Below are 13,945 nucleotides of genomic sequence, written 5' to 3'. Positions count from 1 at the left end.
AACGATTGCCGGCTGGCCGGACAAAGGATATATAGGCACCCACCTATTCCACTGTGGAATGTCTTATGAGCCGTTTTGCGAGAAACCTGCCGCCACTGGAAACCCTGGTGACCTTCGAGGCAGTGGCACGCAACGCCAGCTTTACCCGCGCCGCCACTGAGTTGTGCCTGACCCAGAGCGCGGTGAGCAAACAGATCCGCGCCCTGGAGCTGTCGCTGAAAACCGAGCTGTTCGAGCGTCAGGCCCGAGGGGTGAAGCTGACCACCAGCGGCGCCAGCCTGTTCGCCGAGGTCAGCACCCAGCTGGAGTCGCTGTTGCGCAGCGTCACCCGCCTGCGCGCCGGGCGCGACGGCAACACCGTCACAGTGCAATGCACCCATGCGGTGGCCCAGTACTGGTTGTTTCCGCGCTTGCTGGCGTTCAACAAGGAACACCCGAACATCACCGTGAGCATCCATGCCAACAACGGCATGGACGAGTCCAGCGTGGCCGAGCATGACTTCGGCATTCTCTATGGCGCGGGGCAGTGGTCGTCGTTGAGTGCAGCGCCGCTGTTCGCCGAGATCGTCTACCCGATCGCCAGCCGGCAGCTGCGCTTCGAGCCCGGTATTGGTCTGGCGCAATTGCCCGGGCTGACGCTGATCCAGCTCGATGCCTCGGAGTGGAACTGCATTGACTGGAGCGACTGGTTCCGCCACTTCGGCCTGGACTACAACCCGCCGGCCAATGCCCTGGTGTTCAACCAGTTGACCTTGCTGTTCAACGCGGTGATCCAGGGCATGGGGGTCGGGCTGGGCTGGGACTTCATGGCTCGCGAGCTGATCGACAAGGGCGAGTTGCAGCGCGTCAGCGACCTGGCCTTCCACACCGGCCAGGCCGATTACCTGGTGCATGTGCGCCAGCGGCGCTTGTCGGCCAGCGCGCTGCTGTTTCGCGACTGGCTGCTGGCGCAGTGCGCCGAGGGGTGAGTCCCCCCCTTTGAACCCCAACCCTGTAGCCGCTGCCGAGCCCGCGAGGCTGCCATCGACCGCGAAGCGGTCGCAAAACCAGGCGCCGCATTCATCCAGGTAAACCACATGCGCAGGTATGGCGAGGACTGCGTCCTCGAACGCAGCCTCGCGGGTTCGGCAGCGGCTACAGGGCAACGTGAGTCTGTTGCGAACTCAGATCCACACATCATTGGCGGCCGTGCGTTCGCCGCCTTCTTCACCGGTGTTGCGCACGCCCTTGGGTTCGATCAGCAGCAACTTGACCTCCTGTTCGGCGTACGGCTTGTGCTTCATGCCCTTGGGCACGACAAACATCTCGCCCTGGTTGATGGTCACCTGGCCGTCGGCGAAGTCGATGCGCAGTTGGCCTTCGAGGACGATAAAGGTCTCGTCGGTGTGCGGGTGGTCGTGCCAGATGAAGTCCCCTTGCAGCTTCACCAGTTTGAACTGGTAGTCGTTCATTTCGGCGATGACGCGGGCTTGCCAGTGGTCGTCGAACAGGCTGAGTTTGTAGGCGAAATTCAGGCTCTGGTAAGTGATGGGCGTGGTGCTGGCTGGGTTCATGCTGCGGCTCCGTAAAGAGGGGATCGGGCCTCTACGGTAATCAGCGCGGTGCTGCGGTTCTTGTACGATTGTGCGTGCCGGGCGGCGTTCAGCGGCCGTGCATTTTCAGCCAGCGCGCCGGCGGCAGGCCGTAGGTCTTGCTGAATTGCCGGGTCATGTGGCTCTGGTCGGTAAAGCCGGCCAGCAGCGCCGCGCTGACCAGCGACTGGCCTTGCAGCAACAGTGCCCGGACCAGGTCCAGGCGGCGCATGGTCAGATAGCGGTAAGGGCTGGTGCCGAACAGCAGGCGGAAGTCCCGCGACAGGCTCCAGCGGTCGCGACCGCTGTGGGTGGCCAGTTCGTCGAGGGTGATGCTCTGGTCCAGGGCGCTGTGCATGTATTCCCGCGCCCGCTCCGTGGCCTGATAGTCGAAGCGCTGCGCCGGCCGGGAAACGCCTGACACGGCATTCAGCGCATGGGCCAGATCGAACAGCGCGTCTTCCTGTTCCAGCGGATCCAGCGGGCCGTCCATGCTGCGCAGCAAGGTGTCGGTGGCGGCGAACAAGCGTGGGTCGGTGGACAGGCCGTTCTTGATGAAGGGCAGCGGCTGGCCGCCGAGGATCTGCTGGATCAGCGCCGGCTCGATATACAACATGCGGTAATGGAAACCGTCCTGGGTGCCGGCTTCGCCGTCGTGGACTTCATCCGGATGCAGCACCATGGTCCCGCCCGGCAGGTTATGGCGCCAGCCGCCGCGGTACTGGAAGCTCTGCACGCCGGACAGCGTGCGGCCGATGGCGTAGGTGTCGTGACGATGCAGGTCGTAGCCATGCCCGGCGAAAAACGCCTCGATACGCTCCAGCCCCCGGGCGGGAGGCGCGCGGTGGACCCAGTCTTTGCGGGGGGCGGGCTTGCCCATGAAACTGTCCTCGACACAACGTCAGGCCAGTACGGTAACCCAGGAAGGCGCACCTGTCTTCAGCGCGTCATCTGCCCGCGTCGGCTTCCTTGGCCTCTTTGCCGAGGGTGCCGAACTCGATCGGCGTCTTGATGTAGAACAGCGCAATGTCCTCGTCCTCCAGGCGTTCGAACAGCCGGGCCGACTCCTCTTCGGTGAGTGCCAAGCGGACCTCGATGGGCTGGTCGGCCAGTTCGAAAAAGTGGGCGGAGTGCAGCCGGCCGGTGTGGCCGAAGCCTTCGATGGCGGTGCTCATGGTCGCGCCGCGCAGGCCCAGTTCATTGGCCAGGTCGACGAGCCAGTCCCCCAGCATTTTGCCGTGGTAGCGGCGGTTTTGCTGGGTGAAGAAAATCACCAGGAAACCGTTCATGAGCGTTCTCCAATGGCCTCCATTACTTTCAGCATAGCCCCGGGGGTAGGACGGGAGTGCTATGTCCATTGTCGTTCTGCCGGGCGGGATACGGGCCCGACGCAAGGTCAAGGGCCTGCGGCTCGCGACCCTGGACGCGATCTGCCAATACCTGGAGTGTCAGCCGGGCGACCTGTTGATCCATGAGCCCGAGGTGGAGTAGCGTCAGCGTCCCCCCTCATGGCTGCCGTCTATAGTCGTTCACGCAGATGGCTGGACCGCTTTGCCGGCAGTTGCTACCTGCTGTTCGGCGCCCATCTGGTGGCCAATCGCTGAAGCCGGGGCTGGGCGCATTCCATGGATTTTCAGGGTCAGGAGACAGGACATGAGCTTTGCTTTTCGCCCCGTGCAGGATCGGGATATTCCACGGATCTGCGGTTTTGCCCGGGATCCCGGCGAGTTGTTTTTCTTTTTTCCGGCGGCCACCTGGCCGCTGACCCACGAGCAACTGCGCGACTCCATTGCCCAGCGCTCTGATTCGACAGTGATCGAGCGGGACGGCCAGGTGCTGGGTTTCGCCAACTTCTATCAATGGGGCACCCACGGCACCTGCACCATCGGCAATGTCATCGTCGATCCCGAGGCCCGCGGCGCTGGCGTCGCCGGGCAACTGATCGGCGAGATGCTGCGCATCGCCCGGGACAAGCACCAGGCCGCGCAGGTGACCCTGTCCTGCTTCAATGACAACGTGGCGGGCCTGCTGCTGTATCCCAAGCTCGGTTTCGTACCGTTCGCCATCGAAGAGCGCCGGAACAAACAAAATGAGCGGGTGGCGCTGATTCACCTGCGACATCAGCCGGCTTGAGCGGTCCGATACAAGCGCTGAACCACTTTTTTAACAGGAACAAACCATGAGCAAGCTGCGGGTCGGGATTATTTTTGGTGGCCGTTCGGCCGAACACGAAGTGTCGCTGCAATCGGCGCGCAACATCGTCGACGCGCTGGATCGCGAACGTTTCGAACCGGTGCTGATCGGCATCGACAAGAACGGTCACTGGCACCTTAACGACACCTCGAACTTCCTGATCAACCAGGAAAACCCGGCGCTGATCGCCCTCAACCGGTCCAACCGCGAACTGGCGGTGGTGCCGGGCAAGGCCAGCCAGCAACTGCTGGAAACCTCCAGCCAGGAACTGCTGGGCCATGTCGATGTGATTTTCCCCATCGTCCACGGCACCCTCGGCGAAGACGGCTGCCTGCAGGGCCTGCTGCGCATGGCCGACCTGCCGTTCGTGGGTTCCGATGTGCTGGGTTCGGCGGTGTGCATGGACAAGGACATCAGCAAGCGCCTGCTGCGCGATGCCGGCCTGGCGGTGACGCCTTTTATCACCCTGAACCGGGCCACCGCGGCGCGCACCGACTTTGCCCTGGCGCAAAGCAAACTGGGCCTGCCGATGTTCGTCAAGCCGGCGAACCAGGGCTCGTCCGTGGGCGTGAGCAAGGTCACCAGCGCGGCGGAATACCACGCGGCGATCGAGCTGGCACTGGGCTTCGATGAAAAGGTCTTGGTGGAGTCGGCGGTCAGTGGTCGCGAGATCGAATGCGCGGTGCTGGGCAACGATCAGCCGATCGCCAGTGGTTGTGGGGAAATCGTGGTCGGCAGCGGTTTTTATTCCTACGACAGCAAATACATCGACGACCAGGCGGCCCAGGTGGTGGTGCCGGCGGACCTCAACGAAGAGGTCAGCGAGCGCATTCGCACCCTGGCGGTCGAGGCGTTCCAGGTGCTGGGCTGTTCGGGGCTGGCGCGGGTCGATGTGTTCCTGACCCAGGGCGGCGAAGTGCTGATCAACGAGATCAATTCGCTGCCCGGTTTCACCCGCATCAGCATGTATCCGAAGCTGTGGCAGGCCGCGGGCATGACCTATAGCGAACTGGTCAGCCGCCTGATCGAGTTGGCGCTGGAGCGCCATGCGGCGCGCCAGGCATCGAAAATCAGCCGCTGAATTTTGGAGTGAACAATGAGCGTTGCCACTGAAGCGTCGCAGTACCTGTTTTCCTACGGCACCTTGCAGGACAAGGCCGTGCAACTGGCCAACTTCGGTCGCGAGCTGGAGGGCAGCACGGACGCGCTGCCGGGGTATGAACAGGCCTGGGTGCAGATCACCGACCCCCAGGTGCTGGCCACCAGCGGCAAGACCCATCACCCGATCCTGCGCCCGGGCAGCGCGGCCAGCGCGCCGATCCCGGGCACGGTATTTCGCATTACTGCCCAGGAGCTGGCCGCGGCGGACAGCTACGAGGTGGCGGACTACAAGCGCGTGAGTGTGGTGCTGCAGTCCGGGATCGAGGCGTGGGTGTATGTGAGCGTTTGAGGCGCCAGGTTTACTTCACGAGCAGTAACAGCCCATACAGCATCAGGGCCCAGACTAGTACGCCTGGCACCATAACCACATAGTTGAGCGGGGTGAGCCGGTCGTTGCTTGCACCCAGTGGGTCGCCAGCGGCTTCGTTGAGGCCGCGCTGGCCCTTGAAGGTCACCAGCGCCTGGATCGGCAACAGGGCCAGACTGGCTATGTCTGTTAGGGGATAACCGGTATTCCTTTTGACCATGCCGTCGAGGCCTTTGCTGATAAGTAACATCACCACGAACTGGGTGGCCAGATTCCACGGTAGCCAGTCATAACGGCGACCGCTTTTCTTGATCTGGACATCGGCTGCCCGGTACAGCGCGTGAGTGTAGAACAGCATGAATATCGCCCGGGCAATGGGCCACATGGGTTGTCCGCTGGCCTGCTTGAACTGCTGCCAGTTCTTGTAGGCCCAGTACAGCAGGTAGAGGCCGAAGGTCAGCATGAACAGGGTCATGAACTTGGTCTTGGACACTACGTAGAAAGGGCGCTGCACGTCGCTGGCAGTGGCCAGCTGGGCTTGAGGCGGGGCATAGAGCTTGTCAGACACGATCATTCCTTTGTGGGTCTACAGGGCGTGCAAGATTAACCCGGTGCGGTGCCAAGGACCTATCGCGATAAATCTGAAGATGCGGTTTCAGGCCCGCCCGATCCAGGAATACTGGAAGGACTTCTCCTCGCCCCGGTGGCCCCGGCGGCGATAGCTGGCCAGGGTCGCGCTGGAACAGTAGGTACAGTGCTCGCAGTGCTCGATCTGTTCCTCATCGATGCCCGCCGCGCGCAACAAGTTCAGGGCATAGAGGCTCAGGTCGAACCACAGCGAGTCCGGCCGGGTCGGCGCTGGCGGGGCAATCTCCGGGTGCAGCCGTGGCGCGGGGCGCTCCTGGCTCCAGGGTGTCTGCTCCGGCGACCACAGGTGGCCTTGGGTGGCCGACAGGGTGTTAATGAAGTCCGGGCTGACTTCGTAGCAGCAAGGCTTGATCGACGGGCCGAACGCCACGCGCAACTGATGGGCGGCGATGCCCTTGGCGGCGAAGTGCTGCAGCACATTGTCGATGATGCCGCCGTGCAAGCCTTTCCAGCCGGCATGGACCGCGGCGACCCACGAGGCGTCTTCACTGCTGATCAGCAGCGGCAGGCAGTCGGCGGTGATCACCGCAATGGGGCGACCGGTGCGGGTGAACACCGCGTCGCCGCGGATGATGCCGCTTGGCAGGGTGGTGCTGGCCTCCACCACCTCGCCGGTGTGGGCCTGGGAGCAGAAGAACAGGTTGGCGGGCTTTGTTGCCCCGATACGCGAAAACTCGTGACGGATGCCCGGTATCTGCTTCAACACTGGCGCCTGGAAACTCATCGGACCTTCGCTCTGTTGCCTTGGACTGCTACAGAGCATAGCGGGATCATGAGTCCTTTTGCTGACAGAGGCCTGTCAACTGGTCGGCAGCTCGTCCGATCGCGGCATCAGTTTTTCAGCGGGATATAGAGTTCGACCACGCTGTCCGGGTGCATCGGCCCGAAAAAGCGCTCCCCGGTGTACTCGAACTCCACCCCTTCATCGGCCCGCATCCCGGCGGCCGGCAGCCATTCGCTGTAGGCGGCGCGGAAGGTCTCCGGCAGGGTCTGCACCGTGCCCCGATGCTCGACCCGGGCGTACTGGCGGGCGGGGATTTCCAGTTCCACCATGCCGTCCACCAAGGGCGCCTCGGCGCTGACCGGCAGCCCGGCGACGTAGCGCCATTGGCCGTCGCCCAAGGGCTGGCAAATACCATAAGTGCCGACCGGTTCGGCCAGGCGCTGGATCTCCTGCTCCCGTGGCTCGAAGCGCTGCCACAGCTCGGCAATCGAGCCCTGGTCATCCTGCTGCCAGGCCATGCCGATGATGCGCTGCGCCGCCAGCGTCACCCGCACCGGCGTCTGCGGCGCCGGCAGGCTGCGCTCGGGCTGCGCCAGATAACGCTGCAACTGGCCGAGCACGTTCTGGCTGCGGGCGATCTGGGTTTCCAGCTCACCGGCATGGGCCTGCAACGCCTGGCGCAGACTCAACACACTGTGCAGCGCGCCGCTGTCCGCCAGCCCACGAATCTCCTCCAGCCCCATGCCCAGCTGCCGCAACCAGACAATGCGCCCGAGGATGCCGATCTGCTCCGGCTTGTAATAGCGATAACCGTTGTCCTGCCCGGTCAGCGCCGGGGTGAACAGACCGATGCTGTCGTAGTGGCGCAAGGTCTTGGTGGTGAGGTCATGGCAGCGGGCCATTTGACCGATGGTGAGCATGCAAACGTCCTTTTTTGTGGTGAGGGTCGAGCGGCACTTTAGGGGTTTACCCAAGGGCAAGCTCAAGGCCGTCTTCTCTTTTTTCTGGTTATCACGGGGGGATGTTCGGACCTGTCATGGGTTCGGGGCCCACAGCGATGGAGTTCACATGAAAATGCCCTCGTGGACAACGAGGGCATAGGGCATAGGGCGGTGATGGTGGATGTATGCAGCGGATGGAGCGGCTCAGACCGGTTTCACCGGCTTGATCAGGCTCTCGGCGGGGATGCCGAACAGTTGGTGCAGTTTCCAGATCATTGGCAGGGTCAGGGCGCGTTTGCCGTTGAGTACTTCGTAGACCCGGTTGGTTCGGCCGATGGCGGGAGCCAGGTCGGCGGCCGACAGGCCCGATTGCTCCATGCGGAACTTGATGGCGTCGATCGGGTTGGGCAGGTCGACCGGGAAGTGCTTGGCTTCATAGGCTTCGATCAGGGTGATCATCACGTCGAAGTAGTCGCCTTCTGCGGTGCCGGGTTCGGGCTCGTTATCGAACAGCACCGACACTTGCTTGAGCGCCGCGCGGTAATCCTGGTCGGTGTGGATGGGGCGAATCTGCATGTTCGTTACTCCATTTCAACGCGGTCGGCGTCGATGGCATCGTACTGCTGGTGAGTGCCAACGAACTTGATGTAGAGGGCGCCAAAGCGGTAAGCCACGGCCACTACCAAGCGGTAGTCATTGCCTTTGATGTTGAACACCACGCGACGGCTTTTAAGAATGCTGGCGCTGCAAAACTGGTCCTTGATCTGCGCCGGGCTGGACCAGTTGGCATTGCGCGCTTCATCGATCCAGGCCAGAAGCGGTTGTTCGACATCCGGGTGCTGTTCCCAGAACGTCTTCAAATGACTGACGGCGATAATCCTCATGGCTCGAAATCCTAGTCCCGCCCTGGGACTTAAGCAAGGGAGTGAGAGAGGAAGGCGATGGACGGACAGCCATTGAGGCTACCCGTCCCGCAGGTGTGGCTCAGTGTCGATCAGCGCCTGCTGTCATCGCGGTGTGCACATCATCCATCACCGCTTTACCCATCTCACCCAGGTAATGTGCCGCCCAAGCATAGCGGTCCGCCTGCGGTTCCATGGCCGCGTCCAGGGTCAACTGTTTTGCCAGATGTAGCAGCAACGAGGCGTGTTCCAAGGCATCGGCCAGGGGCACGTCGGCGTTGACCCGCAGCAGCGGACGTTGGCCTTCGCCACAATTGGCAAAGGTTATTTCGCCGAGGGTGTGCAGGGAGGAAGGGGACGGATTGAGGGTGTGTTTCATGGTGAACCTCCTTGATTCGAAGAATCATCACCGTCTGCCGCCAAACAGATCAGGGTGACGGGTTACGCGGGATTGGCGGACCGGGAATCAAGGCAACCGGCGAACCCGAAGGTTCTCCCACGCAACCCGTCATAACGCAGGTATGCGGGCGCAAAAAAAGCGCCTGCAAAGGTGGGGGCGCTTGTGCGCCTCGATTCTATCAGGCCGCCAAGCCTGTTCGCTGGTTTTGCAGCGATGGTCGAACCATAGGGGGGAAGAGATGGAGTCGCAACGCTGTTACTGCGACATTCTGTGACTGTGGGATGTGCGCATTTCTTGAATGCCCTAAAGGATTCTGTAGCCGCTGCCGAAGGCTGCGATAGGACCGAAGGTCCTCCAGCGGTCGCAAGATCCCTGCGCCCCCGGCGGGGTCGTTCGCAGCCTCGCGGGCTCGGCAGCGGCTACAGGCCTGTGTTCAGCACCTTGGCCATTTCCGCGGTGGCCGCCCAGCCCAATCCGGCATACACCGGCTTGCCCACCTCGGTCGCATGCAGCACAGCGAAGCTCAGCCCGCGCTGGATGAATTCGGCTTCCGCCAGCTTCATCAGCGCCGAGGCCAGCCCTCGGCGCCGGTACGCGGGTTCGACGTACAGGTTGAGCACATAACCGCGCTGGTCCTGGGTCGGATGGGCCGGGTGGGGCGGCCAGTCGATGCTCATCAAGCCAATGGCCGCCACCGGTTGCTGGCCGTCCAGCAGGGCAAAACCGTAGTAGCGGCCATCGGGCAAGCGCTCGCGCAGCCAGGGGCGGAAGTGGTCGCTCATCACTTGCAGGGCCGCGGGTTCACCTCCCGCTTCGAGGAACATCGCCTCGCGGTGCCGGCAGACCAGTTCGAGGTCGTCGGCCACCAGTCGGCGCACCGTTAAGCCGGAAAAATCGATACCGCCGGGAATCGGGTTCATCGCCTGCACCTCGGCCAAAAAACCTGATGCTAGGAGCGATCGAAAGACGGCGTCAGACACAGAACGCAGGAAAAATCGGCATACAGCATTCATCACCCATGCCCGCGCTTGCGCGGCGTGAAAAATAAAAAGGGCCCACCTCGCGGCAAGCCCCTTGGGTTCTCCTGCGTTGGCCTCAATCCCCCAACGCTGCCCCTTCACGCCGTGGATCGGCGCCACCGGCCCATGAGGTTTTACCCTGGGCATCGCGTACCCGCACGATCGCCTGGGTGCCGCTGGTCATGTCGATGTCGGTCACCTCATGCCCCTTGGCTTTCAGCGCCGCTTTCAACCCAGGGGTGAACTGGCCTTGTTCCAGTTCGGTCGGGCCGTTGCGGCTGCCGAAGTTGGGCAGGCTGATGGCGGCTTGCGGGTCGAGGTTCCAGTCGAGCATGCCAATCACCGACTTGGCCACGTACTCGATGATCTGCGAGCCGCCCGGCGAGCCGACGGTGGCCAGCAGTTCACCGCTGTCGCGGTCGAAGACCAGGGTCGGCGCCATGGACGAGCGTGGGCGCTTGCCCGGCTGCACGCGGTTGGCCACCGGCTGGCCGTTCTCTTCGGGGATGAAGGAGAAGTCGGTCATCTGGTTGTTGAGCATGAAGCCCTGGACCATCAGGTGCGAGCCGAAGGCCGCCTCCACGGTGGTGGTCATGGACACCGCGCCGCCCTGGTCATCCACCGCCACCACTTGCGAGGTGGAGATGCGCATCGGCGAGCGATCCGGGGCGTAGGCCACCTGGATGCCCTGGGGCTTGCCGGGCTCGGCCTTGGCCATGCTGCGCTCGCCGATCAAGGCGGCACGCTGCGCCAGGTATCGCGGGGCGACCAGGCCGGCGATCGGCACCGGGGCGAAGTCCGAATCCGCCACGTACAAAGCGCGGTCGGCGTAGGCCAGGCGTTCGGCTTCGGCGATCAGGTGCACCGCTTCAGGCGCCGGTTCGAGGCCGGCCGGCAGATGGGTCTTGGCCGGCTTCAACGGTGGCAGCGCATAACGCGGGTCGCGGGCTTCCAGCGCCTGCAGGGTGCCGAGGATCTGCGCCAGGGCGATACCGCCCGACGAAGGCGGCGGCATGCCGCAGACCTGCCAGCGCTTGTAGTCGGTGCACAGCGGTTCGCGCTCCTTGGCGCGGTAGCCTTGCAGGTCGTTGAGCGACAGGCTGCCCGGGTTGGCGTGGCCCTGCACCTTGGCGACGATTTCCCGGGCGACCGGCCCTTGGTACAAGGCGTTCGGGCCTTCCTTGGCGATGCGTTCGAGCACGGCGGCCAACTGCGGGTTTTTCAGCAGGGTGCCGACGGCTTTTGGCGTGCCATCAGCCTGCAGGAAGTAGGCGGCCATGTCCGGCGATTTCGCCAGGTACGGATCGGCGACGATCATGCTGTGCAGGCGCGGAGAGATCGGGAAGCCCTGGTCCGCCAGGCGAATCGCCGGTTCGAACAGCTGCGCCCACGGCAGGCGGCCGTGTTTTTCATGGGCCAGTTCCAGGGCGCGCAGCACGCCGGGCGTACCCACCGAACGTCCGCCGATCTGTGCCTGCGGGAACGGCATGGGCTTGCCGTCAGCTTGCAGGAACAGTTTCTCGGTGGCTCCGGCCGGCGCGGTTTCGCGACCGTCGTACGTGCGCACCGCCTTGCCGTCCCAGAGCACGATCAAGGCCCCGCCGCCGATACCCGACGACTGCGGCTCCACCAGGGTCAATACCGCTTGCATGGCAATCGCCGCATCGATGGCCGAACCACCCTTGCGCAACATTTCGCGCCCGGCTTCGGCCGCCAACGGGTTGGCCGCGGCCGCCATATGCCGGTCGGCGTGCTGCACTTGCAGGTCGGTGCGATAACCCGAAGCGATTTCCGGGGCGGGGGGCAGGGCGGTGTGGGAAGGGGCGCTAGCGTTGCAGGCGGCGAGGCTTAAGGCGACGGCGAGCAGCGAGAAACTGGCAAGCCGGCGGTGACGCGGATTGAGGGTCGAGAACACGCGTTGAACTCCGTTCACTGGGTAAATGATGTGTCGTCCGTGGGGAGGAATGTACAACAGTGAGCGGGCCCATGCTGACCCTTTCGCTGGGCGCTACGGTGTCGGGATTGCCGGTGCTTGCGGGCAAGGCCCGATGCCGGACACTGGCCTGGAGGTGGCCGGTGGCGCTGCTGGGATTTCTGGGGGCTTGGGCTTTGGCATTGAAGGCGCGGGGCGCGGGGCGCCTTGAATCAAGGTAGAAACATCATGCCGGCAATGGCAGCCACAGGCCGGCGGGCCTGCCTGTGGCTGCCTCAGGCTCGTATCAGACCGAGATCCCGTGCAAACGTAGCCAGGCATCCAGCGCCAGCGCTGTTTCCAGGCTGTGCCGGCTAATTTGCGTATTGAAGTGGCCCTCGGGCTGGCGCAGTTCCTCGGACATATAGGCGTGGGATACGATGCCGAACACCGGGTTCCCCGTGTCCTGCAGAAGCTGCCGGGCACTCTGGCGCAGGAAGCGTTCGTAGCCCAGGTCGGCTGAGGTCGGATAAGGGCTCTTGCGGCGTTTGAGCACCGCCTCCGGTACGAAGTCGGCACAGGCCTGCTTGAGCAGCCACTTCTCCTCGCCATCCTTGCTCTTGATCGACCAAGGCACGTTATAGATGTACTCGACCAATTGGTGATCGGTGAACGGCACACGTACCTCGAGGCTGTTGCACATGCTCAGGCGGTCCTTGCGATCCAGCAGCATCACCATCCAGCGTTTCAGGTGCATGTGGCAAAGCTCGCGCATCCGGCGCTCGTGCGGGCTGTCTTGCGCCAGGTGTTCGACCTGGCGCAGCGCATCGTCGTAGCTCGCCTGTTGGTACTGGGCGAGATCGCATTGGCGGTTGAAGTCGGCATTGATAAACGCGGCCGGCAACTTCACTCGCGACGCCCATGGAAAGGACGCGGAGGCGATGACCTGAGGATCACGGAACCAGCCATAGCCACCGAAGACCTCATCGGCACCCTCCCCGGAGATGGCCACCGTGGAGTGCTTGCGAATTTCCCTGAACAACAGGTTCAACGAGGTATCCATGTCACCGAAGGTGAACGGTACGTCCTTGGCGCGGAACACCTCCTCGCGCGCCAGGTCGGAGATCAGTTCCTCATTGTCGATGAGGACGGTCTGGTGCCGGCTACCGATGAACTCCGCGGCCAACAGGGCAAAGGGCTGGTCCTGGTCGGGACGCAGGTCGTCGCTCTTGAACTGCGCGGACTGGCCAGTGAAGTCCACCGAAAAGGAATTGATATCCCCGCCGGTCTTCGCCTTGACGATACGTTGCGCGATGGCCGTGAGGGTGGTGGAGTCGAGCCCGCCGGACAGCAGCGAGCACACGGGAACGTCGGCATACAACTGCGAACCCAGCGCGTGGGTGACCAACTCGCGGGTCTGTTGCACAGTCGTCTGCAGGTCGTCCTGGTGCTCCTGGCGGCGTACCTTCCAGTAGCACTGGATCTTCATCTGCCCATTGGGGCGCCAGGACAGGAAGTGGCCGGGAAGCAGCTCCATCAGGTTCCTGAAAGGCGTCTGGGCGGTTCCCTTCGACAGCGTGAGCACGTCGACCAACCCCGTCACCTCCAGCCCCGTGGTGAACTCCGGGTGAGCCAGGATGGCCTTGATCTCCGAGCCGAAGAGCAGCCCTTCGCGATGCCGGGCATAGAACAGCGGCTTGATCCCCAGGCGATCGCGTACCAACAGCAGGTGGCCGTCGCGTCCGTCGAACAGGGCGAAGGCGAACATGCCTGTCAGGTGATCGCAGCAACGCTCGCCCCATTCCAGGTAGGCATGCAGCACGACCTCGGTATCGCTGCGGGTCTGAAATTCATGCCCCGCCTGTCGTAGCTGGTCGCGCAACGCATCGTGGTTGTAGACCTCCCCTGTGTAGACCAGCGAGACCTCCTGGCCGTCCGCAAAGCGATAGACCATCGGCTGGGTACCGCCGCTCAGGTCGATGACCGCCAGCCGCCGATGCCCCAGCAGAGCATGTCGATGTTTCCATATGCCTTGCGCATCAGGCCCGCGCAGTGCGAGCGTATTGGTCATGGCGCGAATCGCAGGGTCTTCCCCTTCGAGCCTGCGCGTATAGTCTACCCATCCTGTGAGACCACACATTTAGTAACTCCTGTCATTAATCATTGA

The 13,945-nt window shown here is 63.3% G+C and carries 16 protein-coding genes and 2 pseudogenes; 6 read left to right on the top strand and 12 right to left on the bottom strand.

The window, feature by feature from the left end:
- The first annotated feature begins 65 nt into the window (after nt 1–65).
- On the top strand, nt 66–968 hold the full coding sequence (locus AC07PQ_RS29020; protein WP_007926238.1) for a LysR substrate-binding domain-containing protein: 903 nt from the start codon (nt 66–68) through the stop codon (nt 966–968).
- Nucleotides 969–1,163: 195 nt separating this feature from the next.
- On the opposite strand, the gene AC07PQ_RS29015 is transcribed toward AC07PQ_RS29020, so the two are convergent.
- From AC07PQ_RS29015 to AC07PQ_RS29005, 3 genes are all read right to left on the bottom strand, one after another.
- Nucleotides 1,164–1,553, bottom strand: a complete 390-nt coding sequence (locus AC07PQ_RS29015; protein WP_007926239.1) for a cupin domain-containing protein — start codon at nt 1,551–1,553, stop codon at nt 1,164–1,166.
- Between the two features lie 88 nt (nt 1,554–1,641).
- The gene (locus AC07PQ_RS29010) at nt 1,642–2,451 is read right to left on the bottom strand and encodes an AraC family transcriptional regulator (RefSeq protein ID WP_493186655.1); all 810 of its coding nucleotides are present in this window, start codon (nt 2,449–2,451) and stop codon (nt 1,642–1,644) included.
- Nucleotides 2,452–2,518: 67 nt separating this feature from the next.
- Nucleotides 2,519–2,860, bottom strand: coding sequence for a DUF190 domain-containing protein (locus AC07PQ_RS29005; protein WP_007926241.1), 342 nt, complete (start codon nt 2,858–2,860; stop codon nt 2,519–2,521).
- 103 nt (nt 2,861–2,963) lie between these two features.
- Here AC07PQ_RS29005 and AC07PQ_RS29000 point away from each other — a divergent pair.
- The 5 genes and pseudogenes from AC07PQ_RS29000 to AC07PQ_RS28980 form a co-directional block, all read left to right on the top strand.
- Nucleotides 2,964–3,062, top strand: a pseudogene (locus tag AC07PQ_RS29000) (helix-turn-helix domain-containing protein); the annotation flags it as partial.
- Between the two features lie 5 nt (nt 3,063–3,067).
- A pseudogene (locus AC07PQ_RS28995) lies at nt 3,068–3,175 on the top strand (lysine transporter LysE); the annotation flags it as partial.
- A gap of 49 nt (nt 3,176–3,224) precedes the next feature.
- The gene (locus AC07PQ_RS28990; RefSeq protein ID WP_493186654.1) at nt 3,225–3,704 is read left to right on the top strand and encodes a GNAT family N-acetyltransferase; all 480 of its coding nucleotides are present in this window, start codon (nt 3,225–3,227) and stop codon (nt 3,702–3,704) included.
- A gap of 46 nt (nt 3,705–3,750) precedes the next feature.
- Nucleotides 3,751–4,845, top strand: a complete 1,095-nt coding sequence (gene ddlA / locus AC07PQ_RS28985) for a D-alanine--D-alanine ligase (RefSeq protein WP_493186653.1) — start codon at nt 3,751–3,753, stop codon at nt 4,843–4,845.
- Nucleotides 4,846–4,860: 15 nt separating this feature from the next.
- Nucleotides 4,861–5,214: a gamma-glutamylcyclotransferase family protein gene (locus AC07PQ_RS28980; RefSeq protein WP_493186652.1), complete on the top strand. Its 354-nt coding sequence runs from the start codon at nt 4,861–4,863 to the stop codon at nt 5,212–5,214.
- A gap of 10 nt (nt 5,215–5,224) precedes the next feature.
- On the opposite strand, the gene AC07PQ_RS28975 is transcribed toward AC07PQ_RS28980, so the two are convergent.
- The 9 genes from AC07PQ_RS28975 to asnB form a co-directional block, all read right to left on the bottom strand.
- Complete coding sequence (locus AC07PQ_RS28975) at nt 5,225–5,800, bottom strand: hypothetical protein (RefSeq protein WP_087092095.1); 576 nt, start codon at nt 5,798–5,800, stop codon at nt 5,225–5,227.
- Nucleotides 5,801–5,887: 87 nt separating this feature from the next.
- Entirely contained in the window at nt 5,888–6,604 is a 717-nt protein-coding gene (locus AC07PQ_RS28970; RefSeq protein WP_493186651.1) for a purine nucleoside phosphorylase YfiH/LACC1 family protein, read from the bottom strand.
- Nucleotides 6,605–6,711: 107 nt separating this feature from the next.
- Nucleotides 6,712–7,524: a MerR family transcriptional regulator gene (locus AC07PQ_RS28965; RefSeq protein ID WP_493186650.1), complete on the bottom strand. Its 813-nt coding sequence runs from the start codon at nt 7,522–7,524 to the stop codon at nt 6,712–6,714.
- Between the two features lie 225 nt (nt 7,525–7,749).
- Nucleotides 7,750–8,121 (bottom strand): helix-turn-helix domain-containing protein, encoded by a 372-nt coding sequence (locus tag AC07PQ_RS28960; protein ID WP_007926254.1) that lies wholly within the window; start codon nt 8,119–8,121, stop codon nt 7,750–7,752.
- Between the two features lie 5 nt (nt 8,122–8,126).
- Nucleotides 8,127–8,429, bottom strand: coding sequence for a type II toxin-antitoxin system HigB family toxin (locus AC07PQ_RS28955; protein ID WP_007926255.1), 303 nt, complete (start codon nt 8,427–8,429; stop codon nt 8,127–8,129).
- Between the two features lie 100 nt (nt 8,430–8,529).
- Nucleotides 8,530–8,826: a DUF3077 domain-containing protein gene (locus AC07PQ_RS28950; protein WP_007926256.1), complete on the bottom strand. Its 297-nt coding sequence runs from the start codon at nt 8,824–8,826 to the stop codon at nt 8,530–8,532.
- A gap of 440 nt (nt 8,827–9,266) precedes the next feature.
- On the bottom strand, nt 9,267–9,767 hold the full coding sequence (locus AC07PQ_RS28945) for a GNAT family N-acetyltransferase (protein WP_493186649.1): 501 nt from the start codon (nt 9,765–9,767) through the stop codon (nt 9,267–9,269).
- Nucleotides 9,768–9,942: 175 nt separating this feature from the next.
- Entirely contained in the window at nt 9,943–11,781 is a 1,839-nt protein-coding gene (gene ggt / locus AC07PQ_RS28940) for a gamma-glutamyltransferase (RefSeq protein ID WP_007926260.1), read from the bottom strand.
- Between the two features lie 304 nt (nt 11,782–12,085).
- Nucleotides 12,086–13,918, bottom strand: a complete 1,833-nt coding sequence (gene asnB / locus AC07PQ_RS28935; protein WP_493186648.1) for an asparagine synthase (glutamine-hydrolyzing) — start codon at nt 13,916–13,918, stop codon at nt 12,086–12,088.
- Between the last annotated feature and the right edge of the window lie 27 nt (nt 13,919–13,945).

It is taken from the genome of Pseudomonas sp. GW821-FHT09E12 (assembly GCF_059416085.1).
This window is presented reverse-complemented; position numbering and strand designations above follow the sequence as displayed.

Excerpts from the sequence above, each read along its gene's own strand:
- AC07PQ_RS29020 (WP_007926238.1), top strand. The coding sequence starts at position 66 with ATGAGCCGTTTTGCGAGAAACCTGCCGCCACTGGAAACCCTGGTGACC.
- AC07PQ_RS29015 (WP_007926239.1), bottom strand. The coding sequence starts at position 1,553 with ATGAACCCAGCCAGCACCACGCCCATCACTTACCAGAGCCTGAATTTC.
- AC07PQ_RS29010 (WP_493186655.1), bottom strand. The coding sequence starts at position 2,451 with ATGGGCAAGCCCGCCCCCCGCAAAGACTGGGTCCACCGCGCGCCTCCC.
- AC07PQ_RS29005 (WP_007926241.1), bottom strand. The coding sequence starts at position 2,860 with ATGAACGGTTTCCTGGTGATTTTCTTCACCCAGCAAAACCGCCGCTAC.
- AC07PQ_RS28990 (WP_493186654.1), top strand. The coding sequence starts at position 3,225 with ATGAGCTTTGCTTTTCGCCCCGTGCAGGATCGGGATATTCCACGGATC.
- ddlA (WP_493186653.1), top strand. The coding sequence starts at position 3,751 with ATGAGCAAGCTGCGGGTCGGGATTATTTTTGGTGGCCGTTCGGCCGAA.
- AC07PQ_RS28980 (WP_493186652.1), top strand. The coding sequence starts at position 4,861 with ATGAGCGTTGCCACTGAAGCGTCGCAGTACCTGTTTTCCTACGGCACC.
- AC07PQ_RS28970 (WP_493186651.1), bottom strand. The coding sequence starts at position 6,604 with ATGAGTTTCCAGGCGCCAGTGTTGAAGCAGATACCGGGCATCCGTCAC.
- AC07PQ_RS28965 (WP_493186650.1), bottom strand. The coding sequence starts at position 7,524 with ATGCTCACCATCGGTCAAATGGCCCGCTGCCATGACCTCACCACCAAG.
- AC07PQ_RS28960 (WP_007926254.1), bottom strand. The coding sequence starts at position 8,121 with ATGCAGATTCGCCCCATCCACACCGACCAGGATTACCGCGCGGCGCTC.
- AC07PQ_RS28955 (WP_007926255.1), bottom strand. The coding sequence starts at position 8,429 with ATGAGGATTATCGCCGTCAGTCATTTGAAGACGTTCTGGGAACAGCAC.
- AC07PQ_RS28950 (WP_007926256.1), bottom strand. The coding sequence starts at position 8,826 with ATGAAACACACCCTCAATCCGTCCCCTTCCTCCCTGCACACCCTCGGC.
- AC07PQ_RS28945 (WP_493186649.1), bottom strand. The coding sequence starts at position 9,767 with ATGAACCCGATTCCCGGCGGTATCGATTTTTCCGGCTTAACGGTGCGC.
- asnB (WP_493186648.1), bottom strand. The coding sequence starts at position 13,918 with ATGTGTGGTCTCACAGGATGGGTAGACTATACGCGCAGGCTCGAAGGG.